The organism is Streptococcus oralis (genome assembly GCF_019929345.1).
Classification (GTDB): domain Bacteria; phylum Bacillota; class Bacilli; order Lactobacillales; family Streptococcaceae; genus Streptococcus.
The window spans coordinates 1-18,545 of record NZ_JAHZPJ010000001.1 but is presented as its reverse complement, the minus strand read 5'-3'; the positions used below and the strand labels follow the sequence as shown (position 1 = coordinate 18,545).

Here is an 18,545-nt window from a genome sequence, read left to right as displayed (position 1 = left end):
ATGGCAGAAAAAACTTACCCAATGACCCTTGAAGAAAAAGAAAAATTAGAAAAAGAATTAGAGGAGTTGAAACTCGTTCGACGCCCTGAAGTGGTAGAACGCATCAAAATTGCTCGTTCCTATGGCGACCTTTCAGAAAACAGTGAGTATGAAGCAGCGAAAGATGAACAAGCTTTTGTTGAAGGTCAAATTTCAAGTCTAGAAACAAAAATTCGCTATGCTGAAATTGTTAATAGCGATGCTGTTGCCCAAGATGAGGTAGCAATCGGTAAGACAGTAACAATCCAAGAAGTTGGTGAAGACGAAGAAGAGGTCTACATCATCGTCGGTTCCGCAGGTGCAGATGCTTTTGCTGGTAAAGTATCAAATGAAAGTCCGATTGGCCGTGCTTTGATTGGCAAGAAGACTGGTGATACAGCGACCATCGAGACACCAGTTGGTAGCTATGATGTCAAAATCTTAAAGGTTGAAAAAACAGCCTAAATAGAATGAAAAAGGAGTAGTAGAGGCTTTGCCTTGCTCAACTCCTTTTTGGTTTTTTGAATAAAATAGGAGACTATATGAGTGAAAATAAGAAAAAAAATAAGATGGAGCGTGGATTAACCAATCGCCATGTTCAGGTGATGGCTATTGCGGGAACAATCGGAACAGGTCTTTTCCTAGGTGCCGGTCGCTCCATCAGCCTTACTGGACCTTCTATCATCCTGATTTACATGATTACAGGAGCCTTTATGTTTTTGATGATGAGGGCTGTTGGGGAGATGCTGTATCAGGATCCAGAACAGCATACCTTTATCAACTTTATCACCCGTCATTTGGGGAAAGGCTGGGGTTATTTCTCAGTTTGGTCTTATTGGTTGTCTGTCGTCTTTATCGGTATGGCAGAAATCACCGCGATTTCGCATTATGTTCAGTTTTGGTTTCCTAGCTGGCCTAGTTGGCTGATTCAGATTGTCTTTTTAACGATTTTGGCCTTAGTCAATCTGATTGCGGTTAAGCTCTTTGGAGAAGTCGAGTTTTGGTTTGCTATGGTTAAAATTGTGGCTATTTTAGCTATGATTGCAACGGGAGCCTTTATGGTTTTAACTGGATTTGAGACACCGCATGGTACTGCAAGTTTGGCAAATATCAGCGATCAGTTCTCTCTTTTCCCAAACGGTGTTATGAACTTTGTCATGGCCTTTCAAATGGTATTTTTTGCCTATCTGATGATTGAATTTATCGGAGTGACAACTTCTGAAACGAAGAATCCTCGTCAGGTTTTGCCAAAAGCAGTTAAGGAAATTCCCCTCCGAATTGTCTTCTTCTATGGTGGAGCCCTATTAGCCATTATGTCTATCATTCCCTGGAGAGAACTTGCTTCTTCAGATTCACCATTTGTAACGGTTTTTGAGCTAGCAGGTATCAAGTGGGCGGCAGCTCTGATTAACTTCGTTGTTTTGACGTCGGCAGCATCTGCTCTTAATTCAACCCTCTATTCAACAGGGCGACACCTTTACCAGATTGCCCATGATTCACCCAATCGCTTCTTAAAAGCAATCAAGGCAGATACTCTTTCTCGCCATAATGTTCCACAAAATGCTATTATTGCTTCAGCAATCTTGATTGCTCTGGCTGCCTTTATCAATGTGTTGCCAGGCGTTTCCGATGCTTTTGCTTTGATTACGGCGTCTTCATCAGGTGTTTACATCGCGATTTATATCTTGATTATGGTGGCTCATCTCAAATACCGCAAGTCACAAGACTTCATGGCGGATGGCTACCTCATGCCTCAGTATTGTTTCTTAAATCCTTTAACCATGCTCTTCTTTATCTTTGTCTTTGTAACCCTCTTTTTACAAGAATCTACCTTTATGGGGGCAGTTGGTTCTGCCATCTGGATTCTTGTTTTTGGGATTTATAGCCAGTGGAAATTTAGAAAATAAATCATGAACTCATCAACTCTGCTTGGTGAGTTTTTCTTGTTTGACAGTCTATCGAAATAAGACTATAATCAAGCTGTAGTAGTTTATTAGGAGGTTTGAATGCACGTTAGATTGGGAAATAAGGAATCGCTTAAAGCGCAAGAAATAGGGGATTTGATTCGTGCTTATAATCGTTCCAAAAGAGAAGAGGCTGAAAGTGAGCCACTGAACCTTTATGTCGAAGATGAAAAGGGCAATCTCTTGGCGGGCTTGGTAGCAGAGACTTTTGGAAATTGGTTGGAAATCGAGTATTTGTTTGTGAAAGAGGAATCGCGAGGACAGGGAATTGGTTCAAAACTATTGCAACAGGCAGAAAGTGAAGCTAAGCATCGAAACTGTCGTTTTGCTTTTGTCAATACTTACCAGTTTCAAGCGCCAGATTTTTACCAAAGGCATGGCTACAAGGAGGTCTTTACCTTGCAAGACTATCCCTACACAGGGCAAAGATACTATTACCAAAAGGATTTGTAAGATAAATATGAAGGTATAAAGCAAAGAGGATTTTTCACATCACTATGGAGGTGGGCTAATGGACATCATACTAGATATGGGCAACGTCTTATTAGAATGGAACAAGGATAAGATTTTGCAAGGCGTTTCGGATACGAAGAAAGATTATCTGATGTTAGATAAGACTATCTTTCAGTCGGGGCTTTGGGAGAGATTAGATCTTGGTATCATGACGAGAGAAGAATTAGTGCTTAAAGTTGTGTCCATGATTGGAAGGACCTATCAAAAGAAGGTCGAAGAAGTTATCTGGAACTGGCCTAGCTACATTGACATTTATACGGAAGTCTTTCCTGTCTTGTCAGAACTAAAGAAAAAGGGGCATCGCATCTTTGTCTTGTCCAATACCTCAAAGGTATTTTATGACTTGCTGGAAGAGCAGCTATCTCCCATAAAAGAACTTTTAGATGGCTTTGTCCTATCCTGTGATATAAAAGCTATAAAGCCTGATTTGGCAATGTTTAAGGAGATTCTCGATAAATACCAGCTAGATCCTACAAATTGTGTCTTTCTAGATGATATTGAGGACAATACAATGGCAGCTGAGAAATTGGGCATCAAGGCCTATCAGGTTAAGAAAAGAAGTAATGTCGTCGATATTTTGAAATCCTATATTTAAATTCAAAACTCTCTATTTTTTGTGGTAGAGAGTTTTTTCGTTAACAAAATGTTACAAAATGACATTTATATATTGCATTAAGTTAGATATATGGTATAATGTTTTTAAAAGAAGCGCAACTTTTTAAAAATGTGAAGGAGGACGCTAGTGGCTAAAAATTTAAAATTAAAATTAGCTCGGGTGGAGCGTGATTTAACACAAGGGGATTTGGCAGAGGCTGTCGGGGTTACGCGACAGACTATTGGTCTGATTGAAGCTGGGAAATACAATCCTAGTCTCTCCCTCTGCCAGTCCATTTGCAGATGCTTAGGCAAAACTTTAGATCAATTATTTTGGGAGGAAGAAGATGAAAAATAGAAAGAAACTCGTGATCAAAGATGAACGTACGGAAAAATTAGACGGAAAAATTTCAGGAGAAATTCTCTTGGGAATGTGCTTATTTTTGGCACTGGAAATTTTTGCCAAAGTTTATATTTTCAATTTAACACTTTTGTCCTATTTACCAGAATTACTTTTATTGATTGGAGTCGGTTTGTATGCCATTATTCGCCGCATGTATGTAGGAATTGACATTCGAGATATTGTTGAGAATACTGGAAAAGAAAGAATTTTATCTGCTTTGGGATTTTCTATAGTGATTTTATTGATTGATATCGTAGGCAATCGCGAGGAACTGGTCAATCTATTGACTTGGAAGTACTCCCTAAAAGTGGTTCTAGCAGTTATCATCTATCTCGTTGGGAGTTATTCTATGGATAGAGTTATCCTATACTTGAATTGCAGAAATCAGCAAGTTTGGGAGGAAGAAGATGAAAAATAGATTTTTTTATTATCAATTATTAGACGAAAGAGAAGAACAACTGATGAATAAAGCGGGAGCTGAAAGTTTCTATATCTCTATAGCTTTCTTGCTTTTATCTTATATGATTACAGTATTAGCACCAAGTCTTTTTAATCCAATAATGATTCTCATCATTATCATTATTGGAACTTCTTACTTTTTCGGCCGTGCTCGAGATTTGGGTGTGAACTACTATAGTCGTTTTCATTTTACAATTATAGGGTGTTTGCTGGTAACTCTCGCTATTACGACTCTTTTGATGTTGCAGAATTATCAATTCAATATCGAAATTTATCAGCACAATCCTCTGAACGTTAAATACTTGTCTGCTTGGGCCATCACTTATCTGATCTACCTTCCTTGGGTTTTTATCGGCAATCTCGGGCTTAAAAGTTATGGCGAATGGGCTCAAAAAAAGTTTGAGCAAGATATGGATGAACTTGAGAATGGAGAATGGCTTGTTAGCTTTTTATCAATCTCAGTAAAATGTGTTATAATAGTACTAATTTATCGGATGGTGTGAAAGTGGTAGAATACGTTCATACCTTTGTAAAGTAGGAAGAAGGAAAATAGATGTATCCAGATGATAGTTTGACATTGCACACGGACTTGTACCAGATTAACATGATGCAAGTTTACTTTGACCAAGGGATTCACAATAAAAAGGCGGTCTTTGAGGTTTATTTCCGCCAGCAACCGTTTAACAACGGCTATGCAGTTTTTGCTGGTTTGGAAAGAATTGTACATTATCTTAAAGACTTGCACTTTTCTGATAGCGATATTGACTACTTGGAGTCGCTTGGCTATCATGGAGAATTCTTGGATTACCTACGAAATCTCAAGTTAGAACTAACGGTTCGTTCTGCTCAGGAAGGGGACTTGGTTTTTGCTAATGAACCGATTGTGCAGGTTGAAGGACCTCTAGCCCAATGTCAATTGGTCGAAACGGCTCTCTTAAACATCGTTAACTTTCAAACCTTGATAGCGACCAAGGCAGCACGTATTCGTTCAGTCATTGAAGATGAACCTTTGATGGAATTCGGGACACGTCGTGCGCAAGAAATGGATGCAGCTATCTGGGGAACACGCGCAGCCGTGATTGGTGGAGCCAACGGGACTAGCAATGTGCGAGCAGGGAAGCTCTTTGGCATTCCTGTCTTGGGTACTCATGCGCATGCCTTGGTACAGGTTTATGGAAACGACTATGAAGCCTTCAAGGCTTATGCGTCAACCCATCGTGACTGTGTCTTTCTAGTAGATACATATGATACGCTTCGCATCGGTGTGCCAGCTGCAATTCAGGTTGCTCGTGAACTGGGAGACAAGATTAATTTTAAAGGCGTTCGTATCGACTCAGGGGATATAGCCTATATTTCCAAGAAAGTTCGCCAACAGTTGGATGAGGCTGGATACCCAGATGCCAAAATTTACGCTTCCAATGACCTCGATGAAAATACCATCCTCAACCTCAAAATGCAACACGCTAAGATTGACGTTTGGGGGGTGGGTACCAAGCTGATTACAGCCTATGATCAGCCTGCTCTTAGCGCAGTTTATAAGATTGTAGCTATCGAAGATGAAACTGGTAAGATGCGCAATACCATCAAGCTTTCAAGCAATGCTGAAAAAGTATCGACACCAGGTAAGAAGCAAGTATGGCGCATTACCAGTCGTGAAAAAGGCAAGTCAGAAGGTGACTACATTACTTATGATGGTGTGGATGTGAGTGACATGACAGAAATCAAGATGTTCCATCCGACTTATACCTACATCAAAAAGACCGTTCGTAATTTTGATGCCGTTCCTCTCTTGGTGGATATTTTCAAAGAAGGAACATTAGTCTACAACCTGCCTAGTTTGACTGAGATTCAGGCTTATGCCCGCAAGGAATTTGATAAGTTATGGGATGAATACAAGCGCGTGCTCAACCCGCAACATTACCCAGTAGATTTGGCGCGTGATATTTGGCAAGATAAGATGGACTTGATTGACAAGATGCGCAAGGAAGCCCTTGGCGAAGGAGAAGAAAAATGAGTTTGCAAGATACTATTATCCAGCAACTAGGTGTCAAGCCAGTGATTGACGCCCAGGAAGAAATCCGTCGTTCCATTGACTTCTTAAAAAAATACCTAAAAAAACATCCCTTCCTTAAAACTTTTGTACTAGGAATTTCTGGAGGACAAGACTCAACCTTGGCAGGGCGTTTGGCACAATTAGCTATGGAAGAAATGCGAGCTGAGACAGGAGATGACAGCTACCAATTTATCGCTGTCCGCCTGCCATACGGAGTGCAAGCTGATGAAGCAGATGCTCAAAAAGCTCTTGCTTTCATCCAGCCAGATGTCAGCTTGGTTGTGAATATCAAGGAATCAGCTGATGCCATGACAGTTGCAGTCGAAGCGACAGGAAGCTCCGTTTCAGACTTTAATAAGGGCAATATTAAAGCTCGTAGTCGTATGATTGCCCAATATGCCCTTGCGGGCGCTCATAGCGGAGCCGTCATTGGAACAGACCATGCTGCGGAAAATATCACAGGTTTCTTTACTAAGTTTGGCGATGGTGGTGCGGATATTCTTCCTCTTTACCGCCTCAATAAACGCCAAGGGAAACAACTTTTGAAAGAGCTTGGCGCAGATCCTGCCCTCTATGAAAAGGTTCCTATCGCTGACCTTGAAGAGGATAAACCGGGATTGGCTGACGAAGTCGCTCTCGGAGTCACTTATGCAGAAATTGATGACTACCTAGAAGGCAAAACAATCAGCCCAGAAGCCCAAGCAACTATCGAAAACTGGTGGCATAAAGGCCAACACAAACGCCACCTACCAATCACCGTCTTTGATGATTTTTGGGAGTGAAAACCTCCAGTGGAGGTTTTCAGCCTCTCACCTTGAAATAAAAAAGTGAGAGTAGGTCCGGTAACTCGTAGAGTTCTATTTTTCTTGTCTCACCCTCGCAACGATGACTAGGTTTGAAAAAGCTTGGTAAAGCGCATTTCAAACCAGACAGCGACTGCGTCAAGGGACTAGATAAAACACTTGTTTCCTAGCTGTTATTGAGTATAGTCTTTTTACCCTGAGCCTAGAAATGAGAAAGCGAGGAAGGTCCGGGGGACCTTTTTACCCCGAGTCTAAAAATGGGAAAACGAGGAGCCTCCAGTGGAGGTTTTTAGCCTCTCACCTTGAAATAAGAAAGTGAGGTAGCCTCATGAAAGCAATCGGTACGCAAATATTACAGGCAGAACGTTTAATCTTGAGAAGATTTGTAGAGAGTGATGCGGAAGCTATGTTTCAAAATTGGGCTTCGTCTGCTGAGAATCTGACCTATGTCACCTGGGATCCTCATCCTGATGTCGAGGTGACTCGGAATTCGATTCAAAATTGGGTTGCATCCTATACCAATCCCAACTATTACAAATGGGCCATTTGTCTCAAAGAGAACCCAGAGCATGTGATAGGAGATATCAGCATCATTGAAATGCACGAGGAAGATTTAAGTTGTGAAATTGGGTATGTTTTAGGAAAAAACTTTTGGGGTCGAGGTATGATGACAGAGGCCTTGAAAGCTGTGTTAGATTTTTGTTTTACTCAAGCAGGCTTTCAAAAAGTCAGAGCTCGTTACGCTAGTCTCAATCTAGCTTCAGGTCGTGTCATGGAAAAAGCGGGAATGTCTTATCTAAAAACCATTACCAATGGTGTGGAGAGAAAAGACTACGTTGCGGACCTTATTTATTACCAGATAAGCAGGGAAGATAGGTGATTTTCTTTTCTGTTTCTATCAAAGTCAGACCTTGTCTGGCTTTTTTTGTGCAAAATTTCTAAATAAGCTGATTAAATTCCTATTTTTGCCTATCATTGTCCCTGTTTTTTCTGGAGCTTTGGAGCTATAATAGTCCTATCAAATCAAAGAATGGAGGAAGGCAATGGACAATGTAATCTTTTTTATCAGTGTTTTTCTTGCTGGAATTCTTTCCTTCTTTTCTCCTTGTATTTTACCCTTGTTACCTGTCTATGCGGGGATCTTGTTGGATGACAAAGATGGTGCTCAGGTTTCTAGCGGAAAATTGTCAATCTCAGTTGTTAGTTTATTGCGAACTATGGCCTTTATAGCGGGGATTTCTTTTATCTTTATCTTACTGGGCTATGGAGCTGGTTTTTTAGGCAATTTGCTGTATGCTTCTTGGTTTCAATATGTGACGGGTGCGGTTATTATTCTCTTGGGCTTACACCAGATGGAAGTTTTACATTTGAAGGGGCTCTACAAGGAGAAAAGGATACAATTACAGGGACAGAGAAAAAACGCTAACGGCTATAGTCAGGCTTTTTTACTGGGGTTGACCTTTAGTTTTGCTTGGACGCCATGTGTGGGGCCGGTTCTGGGGTCTGTTTTGGCCTTGGCGGCTTCAGGTGGTTCAGGAGCTTGGCAGGGTGCTGGTCTCATGTTGGTTTACACGCTGGGATTGGCGCTACCATTTTTAGTCCTAGCTCTCGCCTCCAGCTATGTTTTGAAACATTTCCGAAAACTGCATCCTTACCTCGGAATCCTCAAAAAAGTGGGTGGTTTCCTCATTATCGTGATGGGAATCTTGGTGCTTTTGGGAAATGCTTCCATTTTGACTACATTATTTGAATAGAGAGGAAAAAGAAATGAAAAAATGGCAAACATGTCTCCTTGGAGTAGGCTCAATCTGTTGCTTGGCAGCCTGTTCGGCTAAAAATATGGCAGACGAAGCTACTATGAAGGAGCAATCCAAAACAGAACAAGTTAGTTCACAAACTGCCACCAAGGGTCAAGCAGTAGCTGATTTCGAATTGATGGGTGTAGATGGCAAGACCTATCGTTTGTCTGATTACAAAGGCAAGAAAGTCTATCTCAAATTCTGGGCTTCTTGGTGTTCCATCTGTCTAGCCAGTCTTCCAGATACGGACGAAATCGCTAAGGATGCTGGTGATGACTATGTGGTCTTGACAGTTGTATCTCCTGGCCACAAGGGGGAGCAAGCAGAAGCGGACTTTAAGAACTGGTACAAGGGCTTGGATTATAAAAATTTTCCGGTTTTAATTGATCCGTCAGGTAAACTTTTGGAAAGTTATGGTGTTCGTTCTTACCCAACCCAAGCCTTTATAGACAAGGAAGGCAAGCTGGTTAAAACGCAACCAGGTTTTATGGATAAGGATATGATTTTAAAAGAATTGAAAGAAATGGGGTAGAGAAAGGCTATGAATGATAAAGTAAAACTATTTGTCTTAGCAGGGGTCATTCTCCTAGCCATAACCGGTTTCTATTTTCTATTGATGCGAAATGCAGGGCAGACAGATAGCTCGCAAATTGAGAAAGCATCAGTTAGCCAAGGAGGAAAAACAGTGAAAAAAACAGAAGTGAGTAAAGACGCAGACTTGCACGAAATTTATCTAGCTGGAGGTTGTTTCTGGGGAGTGGAGGAATACTTCTCACGCGTGCCTGGAGTAACCGATGCCGTTTCAGGCTATGCAAACGGTAGAGGGGAAACAACCAAGTACGAATTGATTAACCAAACAGGACATGCGGAGACTGTCCATGTCACCTATGATGCCAATCAAATTTCCCTCAAGGAAATTCTGCTTCATTACTTCCGCATTATCAATCCAACCAGCAAAAATAAACAAGGAAATGATGTGGGGACCCAGTATCGTACCGGCGTTTATTACACAGATGAAAAGGATTTGGAAGTAATCAACCAAGTCTTTGATGAAGTTGCTAAGAAATACGACCAACCTCTGGCAGTTGAAAAGGAAAACTTGAAGAATTTTGTGGTGGCGGAGGATTATCACCAAGACTACCTCAAGAAAAATCCAAATGGCTACTGTCATATCAATGTCAATCAGGCTGCCTATCCCGTCATCGATGCCAGCAAATATCCTAAACCAAGTGATGAGGAATTGAAAAAGACCTTGTCACCTGAGGAGTATGCAGTTACCCAGAAAAATCAAACAGAACGAGCTTTTTCAAACCGCTATTGGGATAAATTTGAATCCGGTATCTATGTGGATGTCGCAACTGGTGAACCCCTCTTTTCATCAAAGGACAAGTTTGAGTCTGGTTGTGGCTGGCCTAGTTTCACCCAACCCATCAGTCCAGATGTTGCTACCTACAAGGAAGATAAGTCTTACAATATGACACGCATGGAAGTGCGGAGCCGAGTTGGGGATTCTCACCTTGGCCATGTCTTTACGGATGGACCACAGGACAAGGGGGGCTTGCGCTACTGTATCAATAGTCTCTCTATCCGATTTATTCCAAAAGACCAAATGGCAGAAAAAGGTTATGCTTATTTACTAGATTATGTTGATTAAGAAGGCTTTCCTAAGCAGGTAGAGGAGAATTTTGCTATACTGATACTAGTAAGTGACAAAGGAGCAGAGTATGACCTACACAATCTTAATCGTAGAAGATGAGTATCTGGTAAGACAAGGCTTGACCAAGCTGGTCAATGTAGCAGCCTACGATATGGAAATCATCGGTCAGGCTGAAAATGGAAGGCAGGCTTGGGACTTGATTCAAAAGCAGGTGCCAGATATCATTTTAACCGATATCAACATGCCTCAGCTGAATGGCATCCAGTTGGCCAGTCTGGTACGAGAAACCTATCCTCAGGTTCACCTAGTTTTTTTGACAGGTTACGATGATTTTGATTATGCCTTGTCTGCTGTCAAACTCGGTGTGGATGACTACTTGCTCAAGCCCTTTTCTCGTCAGGATATTGAGGAAATGTTAGGGAAAATCAAGCAAAAACTAGACAAGGAAGAAAAAGAAGAGCAGTTACAAGATTTATTAACCGATAAGTTTGAGGGAAATCTGGCCCAGAAAATCCAGTCTCATCTGGCTGACAGTCAATTTAGTTTAAAGAGCTTGGCCAGTGATTTGGGCTTTAGCCCAACTTATTTGAGTTCCTTGATTAAGAAAGAGTTGGGCCTGCCTTTTCAGGATTATCTGGTGAGAGAGCGTGTCAAACAAGCCAAGCTCTTGCTTCTGACCACAGATTTAAAGATTTATGAGATAGCCGAAAAGGTTGGTTTTGAAGATATGAACTACTTTACTCAACGTTTTAAACAGATTGCAGGTGTGACACCTCGTCAGTTTAAGAAGGGAGAAGGCCGATGAAGCGTTCTTCTCTTTTAGTCAGAATGGTTATTTCCATCTTTCTGGTCTTTCTCATTCTCCTAGCTGTGGTCGGGACTTTCTATTATCAATCTAGTTCATCAGCCATTGAGGCTACTATTGAGGGTAATAGCCAAACGACCATTAGCCAAACTAGCCACTTTATTCAGTCTTATATCAAAAAATTAGAAACCACCTCTACCAGTTTGACCCAGCAGAAGGATGTGTTGGCCTATGCTGAGAATCCTAACCAAGACCAGGTCAAGGGAATCAGAGATCTGTTTTTGACTATCTTAAAGGCAGACCAGGACTTGAAAACGGTGGTACTGGTCACCAAATCCGGTCAGGTTATTTCTACAGATGACAGTGTGCAGATGAAAACTTCCTCAGATATGATGGCTGAGGATTGGTACAAAAAGGCCATTCATCAGGGAGCTAAGCCAGTTTTGACACCAGCTCGTAAATCAGATAGTCAGTGGGTCATTTCTGTTACTCAGGAACTTGTTGATGCAAAGGGAGCCAATCTTGGCGTGCTTCGTTTGGATATTTCCTACGAAACTCTGGAATCCTATCTCAACCAACTTCAGTTGGGCCAGCAGGGCTTTGCCTTTATCATCAATGAAAACCATGAATTTGTCTACCATCCGAAACACACAGTTTATAGCTCATCTAGTGAAATGGAGGCCATGAAACCCTACATCGAGACGGGACAGGGCTATACGCTGGACCATCAATCCTACGTCAGTCAGGAACAGATTGCAGGAACAGATTGGACGGTTATAGGCGTGTCTTCGTTGGAGAAGTTAGACCAGGTTCGGAGTCAACTCATGTGGACCTTGCTTGGTGCCAGTGCCTTATCTCTTCTTGCCTGTCTCTGTTTGGTGTGGTTCAGTCTCAAACGCTGGATTGCCCCTTTGAAGGATCTGAGAGAAACCATGCTGGAAATTGCTTCTGGTACACAAAATCTTCGTGCTAAGGAAGCTGGCGCCTATGAACTGAGAGAAGTGACTCGCCAGTTTAATGCCATGCTGGATCAGATTGATCAGCTGATGGCAGATGTGCGCAGGCAGGAAGAAGCGACCCGGCAGTATGAACTTCAAGCCTTGTCGAGTCAGATTAATCCTCATTTCCTCTACAATACTTTGGATACTATCATATGGATGGCTGAATTTCAGGATAGTCAGCGAGTGGTTCAGGTGACCAAGTCCTTGGCAACCTATTTTCGCTTGGCGCTCAATCAAGGAAAGGATTTGATTTCTCTTTCTGATGAAATCAATCATGTCCGCCAGTACCTCTTTATCCAGAAACAACGCTACGGAGATAAGCTGGAGTATGAGATTGATGAAGAACCTGCTTTTGATAACCTAGTCTTACCCAAGTTGGTGTTGCAACCTCTTGTAGAAAATGCTCTTTACCATGGCATCAAGGAGAAGGAAGGTCAGGGCCATATTAAAGTCTCTGTTCAGAAAAAGGATTCAGGACTAGTCATCCGCATTGAGGATGATGGTGTTGGCTTCCAAAATCTTGGCGATAGTAGTCAAAGTCAGCTCAAACGTGGGGGAGTTGGCCTTCAAAATGTCGACCAACGACTCAAACTTCATTTTGGAGACAATTACCAGATGAAAATCAATTCTGCACCCGAAAAAGGGACGACAGTTGAAATATACATCAATAAAATTGAAACTAGTTAACTCCCAGTTCACTCCCAGTTCACTCTGGGAGTTTTACTTTTAAAATTCAGAATAATTAGTTGGCCTTGATAAAATCAGTAAAAAAAGATATGATAGATAGTGACAAAAGAGGTATCAAGTATGAAGGAAAAAGACATTCAAAGAGCAACAAGTCAGATTGTTGAAGATGTATTAGACAAGGCTAATTTGAAGCAAGGAGCTATCTTTGTTTTGGGCCTTTCTTCTAGTGAGGTGATAGGTGGTCAGATTGGCAAGGAATCCAGCCAGGAAATTGGGGAAATCATCGTGAAAACCATCCTAGATATCCTAGAGGAAAAAGGAATTCATCTAGCTGTTCAAGGTTGTGAACATGTTAATCGTGCCCTCGTTGTTGAACGTCAGGTGGCAGAGCAGTTTGGCCTGGAAATTGTTAGTGTCCTTCCTACACTTCATGCAGGAGGTTCGGGTCAGTTGGCAGCCTTCAAGTTTATGCAGGATCCAGTAGAGGTTGAATTTATCAAGGCCCATGCTGGATTAGATGTCGGAGACACTGCGATTGGCATGCATGTCAAGCATGTTCAAGTACCAATTCGCCCTGTACTGCGTGAAATTGGGCATGCTCATGTAACGGCTCTAGCAAGTCGTCCCAAACTCATTGGAGGTGCGCGTGCGCAGTATCCAGAAGACTTCATAAGAAAGTCATAGGTGGGCTGAAAGTTATCGTAAATTAGAGATGTTTCAAATATGTAGAGGTATAAGGTTGGAAAATTGTGTTTATATCATTTCAGGGCCCCCAGGCGTTGGAAAGAGCACTGTCAGCAAAGAGTTGGCCTACTCTTTTGACAAAAGTGCAGTGATAGAGGGCGACATGATTTACTTAATGATTAAAGGAGGTCTCGTAGCTCCCTGGGAGGATGATGGATTTTACATGGATTTATTCTGGGATAATATCATCAGTCTGACCAATAATTTCTTGGATCGTGGCATTACTGTCGTGATAGAGTATGTCATATTTGAAGAGCAACTGAAGAAAATTGCAGCCTTCTTAAAAGAAAAACAAATTAAGCTAAAATATTGTGTCCTAATGGCTCAAGAAGAAACCTTGAAAGATAGAGATTCTTCTCGGAAAGAAATTGAGAGAACAGGCGATTTATCAATCCAAGCAAGAAAAGAGTTCCTAGCTAAAAATAGTGAGAAACATCATTTTCTGTACACGGATGATTTAGATGTCAAAGAAACGGTAAATATCATTAAAACTTCAAATCAATTTTTAATTTCTGAACAGTAAAAGACAGAGAGAGTGAGGGTATAGCAACCAAGACTCTCTCTGTTTTTGTTGTTGAATGTTTGTGCGAAGTGATCTAAAAAAGACCATCTTTTACTAGAATAACTAGTGCCATCTAATAGAGAATTGCCAAAAGTAGGAAAAAGTAACTTAGAGAAAATTTTTCGTTATAGAAATCAGTAAACAAAGCTGGATTTAGGTGTTCTAGGTCGGCTATTTTGTGCTATACTTAAGATATGCATAGAAAAACAGTGATTGATTTTAGAGCTTTGGGCGAGAGATACACCTTTACCCAGCCTATCAAAGAGTTAAAAACGAGAGATTTATCAGAAGTGGCAGACTTGCTGGCACAGGTGGAGAGCTACCAAGAACAGGGATATTATGTGGTGGGCTATGTCAGCTATGAGGCTGCACCTGCTTTTGAGGAAAAACTAGCAGTTCACAAGCTTCCTCTACTGGGCGAGTATTTGCTTTACTTTACCGTTCACGATAGGGTGGAAACATCCCCTATTCCTCTGACTTATGAGGAAGTAGATTTGCCTTCAAAGTGGCAGGAAGTAACGTCTGAAGCAAACTATGAAAAGGCTATTGTCCAGATTCACCATCATTTGCGTCAGGGAGACACCTATCAGGTCAACTACACCGTCCAACTCAAGCAAGATTTAAGTGCCAATCCCTTTGCCACCTACAACCGTATGGTGGTAGAGCAGGAGGCGGGCTACAATGCCTATGTGGAACACGATGAGATGGCAGTAATTTCTATGAGCCCAGAGCTCTTTTTTGAGCAAAATGACCGAGAATTAACGACTCGTCCAATGAAGGGGACAACCCAGCGGGGAGTGACTGACCAAGAAGACCTTGCCCAAGCTAGCTGGCTAGAACAGGATCCTAAAAATCGGTCTGAAAATATGATGATTGTGGACCTCTTGCGCAATGATATGAACCGTATTTCTGAAGTTGGAAGTGAACATGTGGAACGTCTTTGTCAAGTGGAGCAGTATTCGACGGTTTGGCAGATGACTTCGACCATCAAGAGTCAGTTACGAGCAGATGTGGACTTGATTGCCATTTTTCGCTCTCTCTTTCCTTGTGGTTCCATAACGGGTGCACCCAAAATTGCGACCATGGAAATCATCAAGAAATTGGAGCCACAACCCAGAGGAGTCTACTGCGGAACGATTGGTCTTCTGCTTCCAAATGGGCGACGGATTTTCAATGTCGCCATTCGGACCATTCAACTGCATCAAGGGAAAGCCATCTATGGAGTGGGTGGCGGCATTACTTGGGATAGCACTTGGCAATCTGAATACCGTGAGGTTCATCAAAAGGCGGCAGTGCTTTATCGTAAACAAGCACGTTTCCAATTGATTACTACAGGGAAAATCAGCCAGAAGAGCTTGCTGTTTGAAGAGCAACATTTGGAAAGACTGACAAAGGCGAGTCGTTATTTTGCCTATCCTTTTGATCCGAAAAACCTGAGACAAAAGATAGAGGCAGAGTGCCGAGCTTGTGATTCCCACCAGGACTACCGTTTGCGAATCAGCCTTAGCAAGTCTGGAAAGATAGAACTCAGTCGCCAAATCTTAATACCCCTTAGTCCAAGTTTCTGCAAAGCCAAACTTTGTCTGCAAGAAGCAGATTTGAATCAATCCTTTACCTACTTTAAAACAACTCATAGACCGCATTTGAGCCTAGGGGAGCAAGAGAAGATTTACCACAATAAGTCAGGAGAACTGCTTGAGACCTCCATTGGAAATCTGGTTCTGAAAATTGCCGGAAAATTCTATACACCGCCTATCAGACTAGGAATTTTGCCAGGAATCTACCGCCAGCATTTGCTAGAAACAGGACAGGTAGAGGAAAAAGTCTTGACTTTGACAGACTTGAACCAAGCGGAAACTATCTATGGCTGTAATGCAGTCAGAGGTTTGTATGAGTTGAAAGTGATATAACTATGGATTTTTCAATTAAGTTTTAGATTTATTTCTGAATATTTAATATTTGATTTGAAAGCAAAATAAAGTATATGGTATACTATAGGTATAAATCGTTAAAATAATGGAGATTTTTATGAAAAAATCAAAAAAAGTTTTAGTAACCAGCTTAGCAACTGCAACACTGGGACTTATTTCATTTGCAGATACAACTGGAGCCTTTCCTTTTTCGGCTCAGCATGTTTCTGCTCAAGAAAAGGATGCACCTAAAAATGGTAAGGTTGTAAAAGAGAATACAACTTCGGCGCCAAATCAAGCTGAAAAACCGAAAACACCAGCGCAAAAGCCTGCTGAGAAATCGAAAACACCAGCGCAAAATCCTGCTGAGAAACCGAAAACATCAGCACAAAAATCTCCTGAGCAGGCAAAAAATATAACTCCTAAAGAGGATAAGTCCAAATCTACAGCTCAGTCTGGTTGGGTAGGCTCATCATACTATCAAAATGGTACTAAAGTTACTAATAAGTGGATTTTTGATAAAAAAGCTAATTCTTATTTCTATCTAAATGCATCGGGAAATTATGTCCAAAATGCCTGGGTCGGCAATTACTATCTTAAATCAGATGGTAAAATGGCTAAGAACGAATGGATTTATGATAAAAAATACTCTGCACATTATTATTTAACAGGAGAAGGTAGCTACGCTCGTAATACATGGGTAGGTAATTACTATCTCAAATCAGACGGGAAGAGAGCTAAAAATGAATGAATTTATGATACGAAATCGAGTTCATATTTTTATCTAACATCAGAAGGAAGTTCTGCTCGTAACACTTGGGAAGGCAATTACTATCTTAAATCAGATGGTAAAATGGCTAAGAGTGAATGGATTTATGATAAAAACTATGGATCCTATTATTATCTAACAACAGAAGGTAGCTACGCTCGAAACACATGGGTCGGCAATTATTATCTTAAATCAGATGGTAGGATGGCTAAAAGTCAGTGGGTAGATGGTGGCCGTTATTATGTTGATCCGAATGGTCTATGGCTACCAAAGTCAACAGATGGGAATCCATACTCAGCAGCTTTAAATGAAGCAAAAAGTTATAATAGGAATCATTATTCAAAAAAAAGAATTTATAAGTTATTAATTCTTTTTGGGTTTAATAGTGATGTTGCACAATACACTATCGATCATTTGTATGCAGATTATAAGGCAAATGCCTTAGCTAGAGCAAGGGATTATCGTAAATATACTAACCTCTCAAAAACAGAAATTCATGAGAGACTACTCTCATCCTCATATTTTACTGGTGAATTTACTGAAGAAGAAGCAAGATATGCCATTCAACATCTTGATGATTAATCATTTTGATTAGTGAACAATTTTGAGATATTTAATGTTGACTTTGTAGTACGCAAACCTTTGCACAAAACAGACGATTTTGTTATACTATATCTGTAAGCATTTTCAATTAAAAAGGAGAAGACGATGAGTCAAAAGATTATTGGGATTGACCTTGGTGGAACATCTATCAAGTTTGCAATTTTAACTCGAGAGGGAGAAATCCAAGAAAAATGGTCTATTAAGACCAACATTTTGGATGAAGGAAGCCATATTGTAGATGATATGATTGAGTCTATTCAGCATCGTTTGGACTTGCTTGGATTGTCAGCTACGGATTTCCGAGGGATTGGGATGGGATCACCTGGTGTGGTTGACCGTGAAAAAGGGACTGTTATAGGTGCCTACAACCTCAACTGGAAAACCCTTCAACCGATTAAAGAAAAGATTGAAAAAGCCTTGGGTATTCCATTCTTCATCGATAATGATGCCAACGTAGCTGCGCTTGGTGAGCGCTGGATGGGTGCTGGTGAAAACCAACCAGACGTTGTCTTTATGACGCTTGGTACAGGTGTTGGTGGCGGTATCGTCGCAGAAGGTAAATTGCTCCACGGTGTTGCTGGTGCGGCAGGAGAGCTTGGTCACATCACTGTTGACTTTGACCACCCAATCGCATGTACCTGTGGCAAGAAAGGCTGTCTTGAAACAGTAGCTTCTGCAACAGGGATTGTCAATTTGACTCGTCGTTACGCTGATGAATATGAGGGCGACGCAACTTTGAAACGCTTGATCGATAACGGAGAAGAAGTAACTGCTAAAACTGTATTTGATTTGGCAAAAGAAGGCGACGACCTTGCCTTGATTGTTTATCGCAACTTCTCACGTTACTTGGGAATTGCTTGTGCCAATATCGGTTCAACTCTTAATCCATCAACGATCGTTATTGGTGGCGGAGTGTCAGCAGCGGGAGAATTCCTTCTACAAGGTGTCCAAAAAGTTTATGATGAAAATACCTTCCCACAAGTGCGTACATCTACAAAATTGGCTCTTGCAACTCTAGGAAATGATGCTGGAGTTATCGGGGCAGCATCACTTGTATTGCAATAAAATGATGAAGCAATCACTAACTGAATGGATTAAAACCTGTTAAGTAGACAATGTAATATAAAAAGGCTCTTTGTCAACTGTAGTGGGTTGAAGTCAGCTAAGATCGAGAAAGGACGAAATTCGTCCTTTCTTTTTT

20 protein-coding genes and 1 pseudogene are annotated in these 18,545 nt (G+C 41.2%); all 21 read left to right on the top strand.

What is annotated here, in order from left to right; translation table 11 throughout:
• Positions 1 to 483, top strand: a complete 483-nt coding sequence (greA, locus tag K1I97_RS00105; RefSeq protein ID WP_000818765.1) for a transcription elongation factor GreA — start codon at positions 1 to 3, stop codon at positions 481 to 483.
• A 77-nt stretch (positions 484 to 560) separates the two neighbouring features.
• Positions 561 to 1,925: an amino acid permease gene (locus K1I97_RS00100; protein ID WP_223331153.1), complete on the top strand. Its 1,365-nt coding sequence runs from the start codon at positions 561 to 563 to the stop codon at positions 1,923 to 1,925.
• Between the two features lie 99 nt (positions 1,926 to 2,024).
• Positions 2,025 to 2,435, top strand: coding sequence for a GNAT family N-acetyltransferase (locus K1I97_RS00095; RefSeq protein WP_223331154.1), 411 nt, complete (start codon positions 2,025 to 2,027; stop codon positions 2,433 to 2,435).
• Positions 2,436 to 2,493: 58 nt separating this feature from the next.
• Positions 2,494 to 3,090 carry an HAD family hydrolase gene (locus tag K1I97_RS00090; RefSeq protein WP_223331155.1) on the top strand — a complete coding sequence of 199 codons (597 nt, stop codon included), beginning with the start codon at positions 2,494 to 2,496 and terminating at the stop codon, positions 3,088 to 3,090.
• 147 nt (positions 3,091 to 3,237) lie between these two features.
• On the top strand, positions 3,238 to 3,447 hold the full coding sequence (locus tag K1I97_RS00085) for a helix-turn-helix transcriptional regulator (RefSeq protein WP_001107502.1): 210 nt from the start codon (positions 3,238 to 3,240) through the stop codon (positions 3,445 to 3,447).
• On the top strand, positions 3,437 to 3,910 hold the full coding sequence (locus K1I97_RS00080) for a DUF6773 family protein (RefSeq protein ID WP_223331156.1): 474 nt from the start codon (positions 3,437 to 3,439) through the stop codon (positions 3,908 to 3,910). The genes K1I97_RS00085 and K1I97_RS00080 overlap by 11 nt, the downstream gene beginning before the upstream one ends.
• Positions 3,900 to 4,385 (top strand): annotated as a pseudogene (locus K1I97_RS00075) (DUF6773 family protein); the annotation flags it as partial. The gene K1I97_RS00080 and the pseudogene K1I97_RS00075, both read left to right, overlap by 11 nt.
• A gap of 119 nt (positions 4,386 to 4,504) precedes the next feature.
• Positions 4,505 to 5,965: a nicotinate phosphoribosyltransferase gene (locus K1I97_RS00070; RefSeq protein WP_223331157.1), complete on the top strand. Its 1,461-nt coding sequence runs from the start codon at positions 4,505 to 4,507 to the stop codon at positions 5,963 to 5,965.
• On the top strand, positions 5,962 to 6,786 hold the full coding sequence (gene nadE / locus K1I97_RS00065; RefSeq protein ID WP_223331158.1) for an ammonia-dependent NAD(+) synthetase: 825 nt from the start codon (positions 5,962 to 5,964) through the stop codon (positions 6,784 to 6,786). The genes K1I97_RS00070 and nadE overlap by 4 nt, the downstream gene beginning before the upstream one ends.
• Before the next feature lie 349 nt (positions 6,787 to 7,135).
• Complete coding sequence (locus K1I97_RS00060; RefSeq protein ID WP_223331159.1) at positions 7,136 to 7,687, top strand: GNAT family N-acetyltransferase; 552 nt, start codon at positions 7,136 to 7,138, stop codon at positions 7,685 to 7,687.
• 163 nt (positions 7,688 to 7,850) lie between these two features.
• A complete protein-coding gene (gene ccdA2, locus K1I97_RS00055; protein ID WP_223331160.1) occupies positions 7,851 to 8,561 on the top strand; it encodes a thiol-disulfide oxidoreductase-associated membrane protein CcdA2 in 711 nt (236 codons plus the stop codon).
• 13 nt (positions 8,562 to 8,574) lie between these two features.
• Positions 8,575 to 9,138 (top strand): redoxin family protein, encoded by a 564-nt coding sequence (locus K1I97_RS00050; RefSeq protein ID WP_223331161.1) that lies wholly within the window; start codon positions 8,575 to 8,577, stop codon positions 9,136 to 9,138.
• A 9-nt stretch (positions 9,139 to 9,147) separates the two neighbouring features.
• Positions 9,148 to 10,260 (top strand): peptide-methionine (R)-S-oxide reductase MsrB, encoded by a 1,113-nt coding sequence (gene msrB, locus K1I97_RS00045; protein WP_007518411.1) that lies wholly within the window; start codon positions 9,148 to 9,150, stop codon positions 10,258 to 10,260.
• Positions 10,261 to 10,330: 70 nt separating this feature from the next.
• On the top strand, positions 10,331 to 11,068 hold the full coding sequence (locus K1I97_RS00040) for a response regulator transcription factor (protein ID WP_033584528.1): 738 nt from the start codon (positions 10,331 to 10,333) through the stop codon (positions 11,066 to 11,068).
• Positions 11,065 to 12,756 carry a cache domain-containing sensor histidine kinase gene (locus tag K1I97_RS00035; RefSeq protein WP_223331162.1) on the top strand — a complete coding sequence of 564 codons (1,692 nt, stop codon included), beginning with the start codon at positions 11,065 to 11,067 and terminating at the stop codon, positions 12,754 to 12,756. Before K1I97_RS00040 ends, K1I97_RS00035 begins: the two co-directional genes overlap by 4 nt.
• Before the next feature lie 120 nt (positions 12,757 to 12,876).
• Positions 12,877 to 13,440 carry a TIGR01440 family protein gene (locus K1I97_RS00030; protein ID WP_223331163.1) on the top strand — a complete coding sequence of 188 codons (564 nt, stop codon included), beginning with the start codon at positions 12,877 to 12,879 and terminating at the stop codon, positions 13,438 to 13,440.
• 55 nt (positions 13,441 to 13,495) lie between these two features.
• Entirely contained in the window at positions 13,496 to 14,023 is a 528-nt protein-coding gene (locus K1I97_RS00025) for an AAA family ATPase (protein WP_317628028.1), read from the top strand.
• A gap of 233 nt (positions 14,024 to 14,256) precedes the next feature.
• Positions 14,257 to 15,972 carry an aminodeoxychorismate synthase component I gene (pabB, locus tag K1I97_RS00020; RefSeq protein ID WP_223331165.1) on the top strand — a complete coding sequence of 572 codons (1,716 nt, stop codon included), beginning with the start codon at positions 14,257 to 14,259 and terminating at the stop codon, positions 15,970 to 15,972.
• Positions 15,973 to 16,090: 118 nt separating this feature from the next.
• Positions 16,091 to 16,723, top strand: coding sequence for a hypothetical protein (locus K1I97_RS10180; protein ID WP_263284038.1), 633 nt, complete (start codon positions 16,091 to 16,093; stop codon positions 16,721 to 16,723).
• Between the two features lie 102 nt (positions 16,724 to 16,825).
• Positions 16,826 to 17,323 carry an Ltp family lipoprotein gene (locus tag K1I97_RS10175; protein ID WP_263284037.1) on the top strand — a complete coding sequence of 166 codons (498 nt, stop codon included), beginning with the start codon at positions 16,826 to 16,828 and terminating at the stop codon, positions 17,321 to 17,323.
• Positions 17,324 to 17,449: 126 nt separating this feature from the next.
• A complete protein-coding gene (locus K1I97_RS00005) occupies positions 17,450 to 18,409 on the top strand; it encodes an ROK family glucokinase (protein ID WP_223331166.1) in 960 nt (319 codons plus the stop codon).
• The last annotated feature ends 136 nt before the right edge of the window (positions 18,410 to 18,545 follow it).

Coding starts and splice junctions, on each gene's coding strand:
- K1I97_RS00035 (WP_223331162.1), top strand. CDS start 11,065: ATGAAGCGTTCTTCTCTTTTAGTCAGAATGGTTATTTCCATCTTTCTG.
- K1I97_RS00060 (WP_223331159.1), top strand. CDS start 7,136: ATGAAAGCAATCGGTACGCAAATATTACAGGCAGAACGTTTAATCTTG.
- K1I97_RS00070 (WP_223331157.1), top strand. CDS start 4,505: ATGTATCCAGATGATAGTTTGACATTGCACACGGACTTGTACCAGATT.
- K1I97_RS00005 (WP_223331166.1), top strand. CDS start 17,450: ATGAGTCAAAAGATTATTGGGATTGACCTTGGTGGAACATCTATCAAG.
- pabB (WP_223331165.1), top strand. CDS start 14,257: ATGCATAGAAAAACAGTGATTGATTTTAGAGCTTTGGGCGAGAGATAC.
- K1I97_RS10180 (WP_263284038.1), top strand. CDS start 16,091: ATGAAAAAATCAAAAAAAGTTTTAGTAACCAGCTTAGCAACTGCAACA.
- K1I97_RS00040 (WP_033584528.1), top strand. CDS start 10,331: ATGACCTACACAATCTTAATCGTAGAAGATGAGTATCTGGTAAGACAA.
- greA (WP_000818765.1), top strand. CDS start 1: ATGGCAGAAAAAACTTACCCAATGACCCTTGAAGAAAAAGAAAAATTA.
- ccdA2 (WP_223331160.1), top strand. CDS start 7,851: ATGGACAATGTAATCTTTTTTATCAGTGTTTTTCTTGCTGGAATTCTT.
- K1I97_RS00050 (WP_223331161.1), top strand. CDS start 8,575: ATGAAAAAATGGCAAACATGTCTCCTTGGAGTAGGCTCAATCTGTTGC.
- msrB (WP_007518411.1), top strand. CDS start 9,148: ATGAATGATAAAGTAAAACTATTTGTCTTAGCAGGGGTCATTCTCCTA.
- K1I97_RS00080 (WP_223331156.1), top strand. CDS start 3,437: ATGAAAAATAGAAAGAAACTCGTGATCAAAGATGAACGTACGGAAAAA.
- K1I97_RS00100 (WP_223331153.1), top strand. CDS start 561: ATGAGTGAAAATAAGAAAAAAAATAAGATGGAGCGTGGATTAACCAAT.
- nadE (WP_223331158.1), top strand. CDS start 5,962: ATGAGTTTGCAAGATACTATTATCCAGCAACTAGGTGTCAAGCCAGTG.
- K1I97_RS00030 (WP_223331163.1), top strand. CDS start 12,877: ATGAAGGAAAAAGACATTCAAAGAGCAACAAGTCAGATTGTTGAAGAT.
- K1I97_RS10175 (WP_263284037.1), top strand. CDS start 16,826: ATGGCTAAGAGTGAATGGATTTATGATAAAAACTATGGATCCTATTAT.
- K1I97_RS00095 (WP_223331154.1), top strand. CDS start 2,025: ATGCACGTTAGATTGGGAAATAAGGAATCGCTTAAAGCGCAAGAAATA.
- K1I97_RS00090 (WP_223331155.1), top strand. CDS start 2,494: ATGGACATCATACTAGATATGGGCAACGTCTTATTAGAATGGAACAAG.